Genomic DNA, 12,150 nt, shown 5'->3' with positions numbered 1-12,150 from the left:
TAACCAAGGAGGGCTCTTGGCACCCGGAACAGGAGAAAGAAAAGCCTAATGGTAACCATGAAAGAAGTTGAAGACCCGTTTACCTTTATTTTGGAATATAAACTGAGTATTTCGTCAACTCTTTTGTGACAACTATACCTATTAAAAATTAAATCTAGATCCTTATCTAGACCGTGTTGCTGCAAATCCTGCCCAAGGAGGTTTCACATCTAGCGGGACTGCTAACTTTCTGAATAAGCGCAATGGCAACGACTACAGAAAAGAGTTAACTAGATAACATCGGTCGTGATTTATTTTCACGTCCGGATGTTTACCAAGGAGCAAGGCGTTTGAAACAGCTCCCTATTATTCTCCCCGCTTCCTCCGTTCTGTGATTGATTCTGCTCCAATACCCCAGTTATCTGTTTCTACTTCATCAATCACTACTACAGTGGTGTTTGGATTTTTACCAAGCACGTCTTGTAATAATCTGGTGCTTCCTGCGATATGCTCAGCTGTTACGGGCTCTTGTTCTTTCGTGATTTTAATATTGATGTAAGGCATAGTTGTGCTCCCCGTTCTGTTATTAAAATGAAGGGTTAGATGCTTTCGGTTCTGTATGTTTTCTCCGAAGAGCTTGTGCAATCCCCAGGCACCCCATCCCTGTTAGAAGTACGGCAGCGGCGAAATAAAAAGAGGCCGAAAGTTCTGCTGTTATAGAAATGAGCAAACCAGCTGCAATTGGTCCGATCATTTGGCCAAGGCTGTAGATAAAAGTAAACCCTCCTATAATACTACTGCTTTCGCCGGCAGCGGTATTTCTTGCTTCTGCGATTGTCATGGTGACAATTCCCATAAAAGTTGCTCCGAAAAGGAAGGAACCAATTAAAGCGCCAATACCATTAAAGAAAACGACAGGAAAGAGCACCCCTAATATTTGTAGAAAAAATGCAGCCTGCAGTGCTGTTAGGTTTCCGATTCTAGATGCAGCGGCTGACCATATTATACAAGAAGGTGCAGCAGCAGCCCCAACGAGCACCCAGCTTAAAGAAGGATTTGATTGAAGCACAGGAATTTCTGCCGCAAGGGCTACTAAATATGTCCCGCTGATTATATAACCGATTCCTTCAAGTCCATAAGCAGCCCCAAGCCACGGTAGTATAGATTTCGTTTTTGGAGGTGTCACATTATTAACAGCAGGATTTTTTTTCACATTTGTTTCATGAGAGGGTGTTTCCGTGAGCCTTTTCCAAATAAACAATGCTAGAATGAAAGAAAGCAGTCCAAGCGCTATCCAAATGCCTGCCCAGTTAAATAAATTGGACAAGAAAGGTACCAGAAGACCGGTAGATAATATACCTAAACCTACTCCGCTAAAAAGATATCCTGTCCAAGCGGCACGCCCTGCCCGGACAAGGTGGTCCATTACGATACTCGAAATGAGAACAAAAATAATTCCGCTTGTTAATCCAGATAAAAAGCGTAACAGATGCCAGATAAACTCATTCACTGCAGCTCCCATTAATAAAGTAGAAGCTATATTCAGACTAAGATGAAAGTAGACGTTGTAAGCTTTCCCTTTTTTCCATGCCAGTTTTCCAGCTAAAAGAGCACCTGCGAAGTATCCAAAATAATTGCTTGAGGCTAAGTATCCAGCTGTTTCATTATTTAAAGAGGTCGATTCAACCATCAGCGGAAGTATAGGGGTGTATGCAAACCTTCCAATACCCATTACGATAAATAGTCCTGCTATTCCTGCTATTAAAACAAACAAGTCATTTTTTTTTGAAGAAGCTGCTTGCATCATCGAAAACACGTCCTTCATATTAACTTCCTCTATTTTATCACAATGCAAAGTACAGCTCTTGTAAACTAGTTTGACAGAATCAGGGTGTTTGTTTTAAAATTTAGAAAAATAGAAAAGACAACCACTAGGGGTGCCTTTAAGAAAGGCTGAGATTAAAGTGAACCTTTAAAACCCTCAGAACCTGAACTGGATCATTCCAGCGGAGGAAAGTGGAGCGCAATGGACTCTCATAATTAAAGCTGACCAGGCCGCTTTCCTATCCTCAGGAAAGCGGTCTTTTTCGTTTTAACGTAAGAAAATAGAAGTTTTTTAGATTGTCTTTGAAAGATTTATTGCCTTTTAAAAAAGGAGAGGTATTATGAAACCGTCCTTACATGTAATCTCAACTGGAAGACAATCCATAGATGTGTGGCTTGGGGTCACTGTTGAAATCCATCCTTATGTGGATTTTATACACATTCGTGAAAAGCAGTGGAGTTTAGAAAAAGCAGAGTCGGTACTTCTACAATTAAAAAAGGCAGGTGTGCCGCCTAGGAAAATCATTTTCAATAATGGTCCCCACCTGGCTGCTAAGTTTGGTTTGAGAGGCGTTCATTTTCCTGAAAATGTACCAATACAACAAAATGACAGGAATTTATTGACAGGCTGTTCTGTACATAGTCAAGTAAGTGCTATAAAAAAAGAAAAGAATGGAGCTGACTATTTATTTTTTGGACACATTTATAAAACAAACAGCAAGCTAGGAGCTGTGCCTAGAGGATTAAAGTCGTTAAAACAAGCGGCACAAGCTGTTCGTTGTCCAGTAATAGCTATAGGCGGAATTACTCCTGCTCGGGCGAAGGAATGTATAAACAACGGAGCCAGCGGTATAGCAGTGATGTCTGGCATTTATGAATCGGGAGAGCCAATTAGAGAGGCAAAAGCTTATCGAAGAGCGTTAACAGAGGAGGCATTACATGAAGAAAGCATATGATGTGCTGATAATCGGCGGCGGAGTTAATGGCTGTTCTATCGCTTATCAACTTGCAAAAAGAGGCTGCCATACTGCTGTTGTAGAAAAATCAAGAGTAGGGGCTGAAGCATCCAGTGCAGCAGCCGGTATGCTTGGAGCACAGGTGGAAATCAAGGAAAATGGTCCTTTTTTTGACTTTGCTAGAAAAAGCAGAAACATGTTCTCTGAACTGGTACCTGAGTTAGAAGAAACCTCTGGAATCCCTGTTTCTTACCTTCGCAATGGCATGTTAAAAGTAGCTCAGACGGATGAAGAAGCAAGTCATCTATTAGAAATGCTTGATTTTCAAAGAAAAGAAGGAGAACAAGCAGAGTGGCGGGGACCGGAGGCACTTTCCGTTCAGGAACCTAATATTAAAGGCGAGGTAAAAGGTGCTCTCTTTATTCCTGGAGACGGCCAGGTAAAGGCAAAAGAGTTAACTCAAGCATACGCCCGCGGAGCATCCCTGTTAGGAGCTGATTTCTACGAATACACTCCTGTTATTGGGTTAATTCAAGAAGAAGGGAAAGTAAAAGGCGTTTCTACTCCAGCTGGAAGCTTTTATTCATCACAGGTCGTACTAGCTGGAGGAGCATGGTCTGATTTAATTACGGACCATGAAATCCAAATTCCGCCCATGGTTCCGGTGAAGGGCGAATGTTTGGCAGTCAGACCAGCAAAGCCCGTTATTAAAGCCACAGTTCACGCACCAGATTTTTACCTTGTTCCGAAGCCTGACGGCTCCATCATTATAGGTGCAACAGAACAAAAAGGGCGAATGGATAAACAAGTTAGTGCAGGATCTGTTCAGAACCTGCTTTCGAAAGCGCTCCGTCTTGTTCCCGGCCTTCAAAGCGCAGAATGGATGGAGTCATGGAGCGGTGTCAGGCCGCAAACCACTGATGGCATGCCATATTTAGGGGCCGCTTCTTTAGAGGGATTATGGATGGCAACTGGACATTACAGAAATGGTATATTGTTATCTGCGTTAACAGGGAAATGGATAGCAGATTTAATAGATGGCACTGCTGATAACCAGGAATGGATCGAAACATTTTCTCCATTACGACTAAAAGAAGGAAAGGGGAATTTAGTTGAGACTAATCATTAACGGAACGACAAAAGAAATTCCAGATCATGCAGCCACTGTTTCTTTGCTGCTTGACCATCTGCAAATCGGTCAAAAAAAAGCCGTCGTAGAAAGAAATGGAACTATATTAATCAAAGGTCAGCACGACAAAGAACCTGTTGAAGATGGAGACAAATTTGAGATTGTTCATTTCGTAGGAGGAGGTTAAAAATATGTTTAATATCGGCCCTTATTCATTTCAGTCGAGATTATTTTTAGGAACGGGGAAATATTCAAGCAGAGAAGTGCAAAAACAGGCAGTGGGGGTTTCCGAAACAGAAGTACTAACCTTTGCTGTACGAAGAATGAATATATTTGATGATAGTCAGCCGGACCCATTTGAAAGCATGGATTTGAGCGGGTTTAAATTGCTTCCGAATACAGCAGGAGCAAAAACAGCCGAAGAAGCTGTACGGATTGCAAAAATGGCTCAAGCAGCCAATATGTGTGACATGATCAAAGTAGAAGTGATTGGATGCGACAAGACATTGTTACCAGACCCGGTTGAAACTATAAAAGCTACAGAAATGCTTCTCGAAGAAGATTTTGTCGTACTTCCTTACACATCTGATGATGTCGTCCTTGCCAGACGTTTGCAGGAGCTTGGTATTCACGCAATTATGCCTGGAGCATCGCCCATCGGTACCGGACTGGGGATAATCAATCCGTATAATTTAACTCATATTATTGAACAAACGGAAGTTCCGGTCATTGTCGATGCTGGTATTGGCAGTCCAAAAGATGCCTCTTATGCAATGGAATTAGGCGCGGACGGCATTCTATTAAATACCGCAGTATCCGGGGCTCAAGATCCGGTGAAAATGGCAAGCGCAATGAAATATGCGGTGGAAGCTGGCCGTTTAGGTTTTGAAGCAGGGCGTATCGAAAAAAAGATGTATGCCCAAGCAAGCAGCCCGGTTGAAGGAATGAGCAAGCTTTGATGTACAGCCGTTATTCCAGACAGGAACTCTTTCATGGAATCGGTAAAGATGGCCAGGAGATCCTTGGTACTAAACATGCAGTAATCGTTGGAGCCGGAGCTTTAGGGAGTGCTGCAGCAGAAACTCTTGTAAGAGCAGGGATTGGAAAAATTACGATTATAGATCGTGATTTTGTAGAATACAGTAATCTAAACCGGCAGCAGCTTTATACAGAAAAAGATGCCGAATCAAAAATGCCGAAAGCAGAAGCTGCAAAAAATAGATTACAAAAATTAAATAGCGAAATAGAAATAATAAGTATTACAGGTGAAGCAGATTACGGTGTGCTAGAGCAAACACTTCCTGCTGATCTTGTTATTGATGCCCTGGATAACTTTGATACACGAATGCTTATTAATGATTTTAGTCAAAAACATGGCCTTCCATGGATATATGGAGCATGTGTTGGAAGTTACGGCATTACTTATACTATTTTGCCTCAAATAACGCCATGCCTTCATTGTTTGATGGAGGATATACCAATTGATGGGGAAACGTGTGATACAGCAGGAATTATCGCACCAGCTGTCCAGATGGTCAGTTCCCATCAATCTACTGAAGCTCTGAAAATCTTAACAGAAAACTGGACTGCCTTACGAGCTGATCTGTTATCTTTTAATTTATGGAAGAACGAATTTTCTGCGGTGGATGTTCAAAGGCTAAAAAAAGCAGACTGCGCTTCTTGCGGCAAAGCAGCCTCTTATCCATTTTTAGAATACAAAAACCGCACAAAAACAGAAGTGTTATGCGGACGTAATGCTGTGCAGGTACGTCCGGCAGAACAGCAATACTTGTCATTGCCGGAATTAAAAAAGAGATATGAAACAACGTTACAGCAAGAAAATAAACACCTTGTTGTCCTGAATCTGGAGGGCAAACGATTTGTGATTTTTCAAGATGGCAGAACAATTATCCATGGAGAAAACGATAAAGCCAGAGCACGCACCTTATATCAAAAATATATAGGTGGTTAGACGAGGTGTCTCTATTTTACAGTAGAGGCACCTTTTCCTTGCTGTCTGAAAATAGAAAGGTATGCTACACTTTTTTACAGGGGTAACAACTGCATATAAAGGGGAAAATAGAATCAAGTTAGCAGGAGAATTAAATGGAAAAGCATTAGAGGCGGATTACCAGCGAAGAGATGATCATTCTATGAATTTGATGACCTCTCCTTTGCAAGAAATCAATCAGCAGCGCTCGGATGTGATAAAAGAAAATAATGAACACAGTGAAATAACATGTTTATCATGTATTATTTGCGAAACACTCCAGAACATGGTACCTTTTCTTTGGTCACATATTTTTGTCGTGTACTAATGAGGGAAAAAGAAAATAACGCCTATTTGGTGTTTATATAGCATTACCATTAATTAATGGAAACTAATATTAGAGTGGAGGTAGTAACGTGAACATTATCGTTGCTGGCGGAGATGGCTTTTGTGGATGGCCCACAGCCCTTTATTTATCAAAACAAGGTCATGATGTATCTATTATTGACAACTTAGTAAGAAGAAAATATGATGATGAGTTAAAATCTAACTCTATTACGCCTATTGCTTCTTTAGAAGAGCGCGTACAAAAATGGAAAGAGCTAACTGGCAAAGAAATTCGTACATATGAGGGAGATCTCAACCATTACGACTTTTTAAAAGAAGTACTTAAACGCGAAAAACCTGATGCATTCGTTCATTTTGCCGAACAGCGTTCCGCTCCATATTCCATGATTGACCGTGAACACGCTGTATATACCCAGGTTAATAATGTGGTAGGTACCTTAAATGTTTTATATGGCATTAGAGAGGTCGTTCCTGATTGTCATTTAATTAAATTGGGAACAATGGGCGAGTATGGAACACCGAATATTCCAATCGAAGAAGGATATTTAGAAGTAGAGCATAAAGGACGTAAAGATGTTCTTCCATACCCTAAACAACCAGGCTCTTTTTACCACCTTTCCAAAGTACATGACAGCCATAATATTATGTTCACATGCAAAATTTGGGGTATACGAGCAACAGATTTAAACCAGGGAATTGTGTATGGTCTTGATACTGACGAAACTCAAATGGATCTTGTTTTAGCCAACCGTCTTGACTATGATGGGGTATTTGGGACAGCTTTAAACCGCTTTATTATTCAATCTACTATTGGACATGATCTCACTGTCTATGGTGAAGGGGGACAAACCCGAGGCTTTCTTAATATCAAAGATACTGTTAGATGCATTGAAATTGCAGCAGAAAACCCTGCAGATAAAGGGGAGTTCCGTGTATTTAACCAATTTACTGAGGAGTTCTCTGTGTTAGATCTTGCCAATATGGTTCAAAAAGTTGCAAAAGAAGAAGGGTTTAACATCGGAGTGGCACATCTAGAAAACCCGCGGGTAGAACTTGAGAAACATTTCTATGAAGCAGCCAATACAAAGCTTAGAGATCTTGGCCTAGAGCCCCACCTTTTAACGGATGAAGTTATTCGTGAAATTCTTCAAACAGTTGTAGCTCATAAAGATCGGGTTATTCAAGACAATGTATTGCCAAATGTGACTTGGAAATAAATCAAAGCTGACGCGCTGAGCTGCAAGTATGGATATGAACCTTGTATCTTCTTTAAAAAAGAAACAGGGAGTGTCTTCGTTTGAGAATAGCCATTGTAACAGAAACGTTTCTGCCTTCTACTGATGGAATAGTTACCAGGCTGACAGCATGTATAAGATGGTTGCTTCATGAAGGGCATGAGGTCAGAATTATTGCACCAGACCTTGGCGTATACGAATTCGAAGGAGCAGAAATAAAAGGGGTGCCAGCGAGCACCCTTCCTTTTTACCGCTCCAAGCAGTTTGCGCTTCCGAACCCAATTGTAAGAAAATATTTAAAGGAATATGAACCAGATGTAGTACATGTGGTGAATCCTGCTATTCTCGGGTTTTCTGGGATAAGAGCTGCAAAAAATCTGGACTATCCATTAGTAGCTTCTTATCACACGAATGTAGCTCAATATTTGGATTACTATAAGCTCTCCCCATTTAAAGGTTTAATCTGGTGGTATTTCCGAAAACTCCATAATCAGGCTGATTTAAATCTATGCACTTCTGTATCTGTACAAAACGAGCTTTCAGATCGCGGCTTTTATAATGTTCACGTCTGGAAACGAGGTGTCGATACAGAAACATTTCATCCGAGCAATTACGATCCCACGGTTCGAGAAAAGCTTACAAATGGTCATCCGGAACGAAAACTTCTTTTGTATGTTGGAAGACTTGCAGCAGAAAAAGAAATCGAAAAGCTAAAAAACGTATTGGATACGTCTGCAGAATTCACTCTTGCTATTGTAGGAGACGGACCTCACCGGGAAGCTTTAGAAAAACATTTCGAAGGAACAAAAACGGTTTTTACCGGTTTTATGCATGGAGATGATTTAGCTAAAGCTTTTGCATCTGCTGATGTTTTTGTTTTTCCATCTACGACGGAGACGCTTGGTCTTGTCATTTTAGAAGCTATGGCTTCCGGTCTTCCATTGGTTGCTGCTAAAAGCGGACCAACCTGCGAACAAATAGAAGATGGCAGGACAGGCTTATTGTATGATCCGCATAAACAAGGAGATTTTACCGAAACGATCCGGCGCTTTGAGGATGAAACGCTTCGTAAACGACTTTCAATTAATGCACGAGAAGACATTAAAGAGCTGGGCTGGTCGGGAGCGGCTAAGCAATTACTTACCATCTATGAAGAAACAGCGGGAATTAACGAAAGAAGCCAAAAAACTCAGCAGTTAACGTGACAATCCAGGTACTTGTAAACAGAAGGGATAAAATGAAGAGAAGAAAAATAACAAGAGGGCCGTTTCAATTTATGCAATTTAGTGTTATCGGCCTGACAAATGCAGGAGTGGACATTGGTACATTAAATCTTCTGCTTGTGCTGTTTCCGACGGATGATCGCGGAATGCTCGCCCTTTTTAATACAATTGCTTATTCTTTAGCGATAGCTAACAGTTATTTTTGGAATGCTCATATTACATTTCGTCACTCTGCAGAAGGAAACAATCGTCAGAGAATCGCTTTTATTCTCCAAGGAGCAGTCAGCCTCGGTGTAAATAACTTTGTGTTTCTCGGGATGAATCAACTGTTCCAGATTTTTGAAATACCGCGCTGGCTCCGCCACAATATAGCAAAAGGCATTGCAATGTTTTTATCCTTTACTGCCAGTTTTTTTATGATGAAATTTTTTGTATTTAAAAAACAAACAAAAAGTATAGAAAAAAAATATAGGCCTCCTCAAAGTTAGGGAGGCCTTTTTTAGTTCAAGGTAAGCCGGCGGCGTGCTAAATATTTGGATATCATGCCATGACGAGGTGAAAAGAGGAATACAACTAAGAAGATAAGCCCGGCTGAGGATGCCATGCTTCCGGCAATAGATACATTCAACCATTTGGCAGCATAATAGCCGAGTGTAGAAGAAATAACTCCTATAGACGCACTCCACACGATCATATTAGATAATTTGTCTGTTAACAGATAGGCTGCTGCCGGCGGAACGATTAACATAGCTACGACAAGAATCGCGCCTACGCTATCGAAAGAAGCAACAGTGGTTATGGAAACCATCGACATGAAAATATAATGAATAACTGTTACCGGGATGCCGAGAGCGGCAGCCATTGCAGGGTCAAAGGAAGTGATTTTCAACTCTTTAAACATAACGATTAATAGAATCACATCAATAACAAACACAATGCTGATAAGCCAAAACGCTTCTGGGCCCAGCGATATACCATTCCATTCAACTGTCTTGAAAGGAATAAATGTTATATCCCCCATTAACACATGGTCGACATCAAGGTGAACATTTCTTGCATATAAAGATACCAATATCACCCCGACTGAAAATAAAGCAGTAAAGACGACACCAATTGCTGCGTCGGTCTGAACACCCGAAGAGTCTAATATTTGTATAAAAAAAGTGGTTAACAGTCCGACTAAAATGGCTCCAATCAGCATAAGGGGGCCTTCTAATGTTTGAGAGATAAGAAAGGCTCCGACAATTCCCAGGAGAACTGTATGACTGATGGCATCGGCTACCATCGCCATTTTGCGCAGAACAAGGAAAGTGCCAACAATTCCGCAAGTTGCTCCAACCAGTCCGCCTGTGAGTAATATCCAAAGATCATAACTCATGATGTGCCCTCCATTTTACTAATCCCCATGGTCCAAATTGGCCTTATGAGACTGTAGGGAAACAGGCTCAAGGTTTTCACGGCGAAGCAATTCTTTAATACGTTTTTGAACCGATGGAGGAGTTTGTTCCCATTCGTAATTTTGGTTTTCAGTAATTCCTAAATTGCCAAGTTCCGATTCATACATAAGGTAAACATTTTGAATGCGATAATGAAGAGATGATTGGTAAGCTTGCTTTAAACCCTGGTTTGTAAGTTGATACTTTCCGTCCTCGGTTAATATGGCAAGGTTCCTTTTTTGTAGGTGCGCAAGCGTTTGAGCTAATTTTTGTTCAGGGAGATGGGTAAGTTGAGATAATTCTTCTTGGTTAAACGACAACGCTGTATTACGTTTTTCATATCTCTCTTCCAATAAATCATAAACAGCTCTTAATACCCTCTCCTGCCAGATCACTTTGTCATTTTTATGGTTTCTTATCCAACGTGCAACCAATCCGCGAGAAGGAGCGAAAAAGAAAGAGAAAAGGAAAAACACGGTGGCAGTAATAACTATTACTGGTCCTGTGGGCAGTCCCGTTACGGCAGCACTCGTAATGGCTCCAAATCCTCCAGAAAAAGCCCCAATACTTCCCGCCAATACTGCCATTAAACCAAGGTGTTCCGTCCAGTACCTCGCAGCAATAGCCGGAGTGATTAACATTGCAGCCATTAAAACGACACCAACCGCTTGAATACCGGTTATAACAATTAGTACAACCATAGAGCTGAGTAATCCATTCAGAAAAGTAACAGGCAGACCGAGACCGCCTGCAAACAAGGGATCAAATGTAAGCAATTTAAGTTCTTTGAAAAAAAGCAAAGATACACTAAGCAGCAAAATGGCTGCTCCTAAAAGAATTTGTACATCCTGCGCTACGAGTGATGCAGCCTGACCAAAAATAAATTCATCTAATCCAGCTTTATTGCCTCCTGAACTATTTGTGATCCGGGTTAAAAGTACAATTCCGAAACCAAAAAACACAGATAAAACAATCCCAATAGCTGCATCTTGTTTAAGTCTTGAATGTGCGGTAATGGCTCGGATGGAATAAATAGCGATTAATCCCGTCAGAGCAGCCCCGGCCATTAGTGCAAATACTTCTCTGCCATAAAGGAAAAAGCCAAAACAAATTCCGGGGAGAGCCGCATGAGCCATAGCATCCCCGACAAGACTTTCTTTGCGAAGAAGCACAAAGCTTCCTACGACACCGCTGGCAAGGCCTAGAAAAGCAGCACCAAACATTACCCATTGAAGATTAGCGCTGGATAATATATTTATCCAATCCTGCAACATAGGGGAACTCCTCCTGTCTAATTCATGATGGAGTTAAGAAAGTAAGTTTGCCTCCATACGTTTTTTGCAATAGATCCGTAGTAAATGTTTCTCCTACTGGCCCTGAGGCGACCAGACGTTTATTTAATAAGACCATCCAGTCGAAATATTCTTCTGCAGTTTGCAAATCATGATGGACGACAAGTACAGTTTTGCCTTGATTTTTCAGTTCATTTAATAAGGTAATAATCGCTCTTTCAGTCGTCGCATCTACTCCTGCAAAGGGTTCATCCATAAAATAAATATCTGCATCCTGAGCTAAAGCCCTGGCGAGAAAAACACGCTGCTGCTGTCCTCCTGATAACTGACTGATCTGCCGGTTGGCAAGTGGTTTCATGCCCACTTTATCTAGGCATGACAATGCGTATTCCCGATCTTTTTTTCGAAGGTGCTTAAACCATCCGATATGCCCGTACCGGCCCATTAATACCACATCCAGGGCATTCGTAGGAAAATCCCAATCAACATCTCCTCGCTGCGGTACGTAACCAATAATCTTACGCTGATCTTTTACAGTTTTATCTTTAATAGAAACGGTGCCGCTGGCCCGTGGTACCAAATTTAAAATTGATTTAATCAGCGTAGATTTTCCTGCTCCATTTGGACCGATAATGCCCACGAGGTGTCCTTCTGGAATGGAAAAAGTAATATCCTGCAGAACGGGTGTCTTTTTGTATGCGACTGTCATATTTTCTACGTGAATAGCGTTTTTCAATG

At 41.2% G+C, this 12,150-nt stretch carries 14 protein-coding genes and 1 riboswitch; of the genes, 9 read left to right on the top strand and 5 right to left on the bottom strand.

All coding sequences use genetic code 11. The features are described from left to right. Window positions 1–345: 345 nt before the first annotated feature. Together ACE1TI_RS11570 and ACE1TI_RS11565 are read right to left on the bottom strand one after the other, a co-directional pair. Complete coding sequence (locus tag ACE1TI_RS11570) at window positions 346–543, bottom strand: 2-hydroxymuconate tautomerase family protein (protein WP_375007726.1); 198 nt, start codon at window positions 541–543, stop codon at window positions 346–348. Between the two features lie 22 nt (window positions 544–565). Continuing rightward, the gene (locus ACE1TI_RS11565) at window positions 566–1,804 is read right to left on the bottom strand and encodes a YbfB/YjiJ family MFS transporter (RefSeq protein ID WP_375007725.1); all 1,239 of its coding nucleotides are present in this window, start codon (window positions 1,802–1,804) and stop codon (window positions 566–568) included. 98 nt (window positions 1,805–1,902) lie between these two features. Next, a riboswitch (TPP riboswitch) is annotated at window positions 1,903–2,011 on the top strand. Between the two features lie 133 nt (window positions 2,012–2,144). On the opposite strand from ACE1TI_RS11565, the gene ACE1TI_RS11560 reads away from it, so the two are divergent. The 9 genes from ACE1TI_RS11560 to ACE1TI_RS11520 all read left to right on the top strand — a co-directional run bounded on the left by ACE1TI_RS11560 (window position 2,145) and on the right by ACE1TI_RS11520 (window position 9,172). Next, window positions 2,145–2,759 carry a thiamine phosphate synthase gene (locus tag ACE1TI_RS11560; RefSeq protein WP_375007724.1) on the top strand — a complete coding sequence of 205 codons (615 nt, stop codon included), beginning with the start codon at window positions 2,145–2,147 and terminating at the stop codon, window positions 2,757–2,759. Continuing rightward, a complete protein-coding gene (gene thiO / locus ACE1TI_RS11555; protein ID WP_375007723.1) occupies window positions 2,743–3,888 on the top strand; it encodes a glycine oxidase ThiO in 1,146 nt (381 codons plus the stop codon). The genes ACE1TI_RS11560 and thiO overlap by 17 nt, the downstream gene beginning before the upstream one ends. Further along, window positions 3,872–4,075: a sulfur carrier protein ThiS gene (gene thiS, locus ACE1TI_RS11550; protein WP_375007722.1), complete on the top strand. Its 204-nt coding sequence runs from the start codon at window positions 3,872–3,874 to the stop codon at window positions 4,073–4,075. The genes thiO and thiS overlap by 17 nt, the downstream gene beginning before the upstream one ends. Window positions 4,076–4,079: 4 nt before the next feature. Then, window positions 4,080–4,847: a thiazole synthase gene (locus ACE1TI_RS11545; RefSeq protein ID WP_375007721.1), complete on the top strand. Its 768-nt coding sequence runs from the start codon at window positions 4,080–4,082 to the stop codon at window positions 4,845–4,847. Next, window positions 4,847–5,860, top strand: a complete 1,014-nt coding sequence (locus ACE1TI_RS11540) for a ThiF family adenylyltransferase (protein ID WP_375007720.1) — start codon at window positions 4,847–4,849, stop codon at window positions 5,858–5,860. Before ACE1TI_RS11545 ends, ACE1TI_RS11540 begins: the two co-directional genes overlap by 1 nt. A 61-nt stretch (window positions 5,861–5,921) precedes the next feature. Beyond that, window positions 5,922–6,206: a hypothetical protein gene (locus tag ACE1TI_RS11535; protein WP_375007719.1), complete on the top strand. Its 285-nt coding sequence runs from the start codon at window positions 5,922–5,924 to the stop codon at window positions 6,204–6,206. 88 nt (window positions 6,207–6,294) lie between these two features. Then, window positions 6,295–7,443 (top strand): NAD-dependent epimerase/dehydratase family protein, encoded by a 1,149-nt coding sequence (locus ACE1TI_RS11530; RefSeq protein WP_375007718.1) that lies wholly within the window; start codon window positions 6,295–6,297, stop codon window positions 7,441–7,443. 80 nt (window positions 7,444–7,523) lie between these two features. Further along, window positions 7,524–8,666, top strand: a complete 1,143-nt coding sequence (locus tag ACE1TI_RS11525) for a glycosyltransferase family 4 protein (protein ID WP_375007717.1) — start codon at window positions 7,524–7,526, stop codon at window positions 8,664–8,666. A 32-nt stretch (window positions 8,667–8,698) separates the two neighbouring features. Then, window positions 8,699–9,172, top strand: a complete 474-nt coding sequence (locus tag ACE1TI_RS11520; RefSeq protein WP_375007716.1) for a GtrA family protein — start codon at window positions 8,699–8,701, stop codon at window positions 9,170–9,172. A gap of 11 nt (window positions 9,173–9,183) precedes the next feature. Here ACE1TI_RS11520 and ACE1TI_RS11515 read toward each other — a convergent pair whose 3' ends face one another. From ACE1TI_RS11515 to ACE1TI_RS11505, 3 genes are read right to left on the bottom strand one after another with little or no spacing between them, the layout of a single operon-like run. Beyond that, window positions 9,184–10,062, bottom strand: coding sequence for a metal ABC transporter permease (locus ACE1TI_RS11515; protein ID WP_375007715.1), 879 nt, complete (start codon window positions 10,060–10,062; stop codon window positions 9,184–9,186). A gap of 18 nt (window positions 10,063–10,080) precedes the next feature. After that, a complete protein-coding gene (locus tag ACE1TI_RS11510) occupies window positions 10,081–11,394 on the bottom strand; it encodes a metal ABC transporter permease (RefSeq protein WP_375007714.1) in 1,314 nt (437 codons plus the stop codon). A 22-nt stretch (window positions 11,395–11,416) separates the two neighbouring features. Then, window positions 11,417–12,121, bottom strand: coding sequence for a metal ABC transporter ATP-binding protein (locus tag ACE1TI_RS11505; RefSeq protein WP_375007773.1), 705 nt, complete (start codon window positions 12,119–12,121; stop codon window positions 11,417–11,419). Window positions 12,122–12,150: the final 29 nt, after the last annotated feature.

This window comes from Alteribacillus sp. JSM 102045, from assembly GCF_041949975.1.
GTDB lineage: Bacteria > Bacillota > Bacilli > Bacillales > Marinococcaceae > Alteribacillus.
The sequence above is the reverse complement of the archived record's forward strand: the minus strand, read 5'-3'. Positions and strand labels throughout refer to the sequence as shown.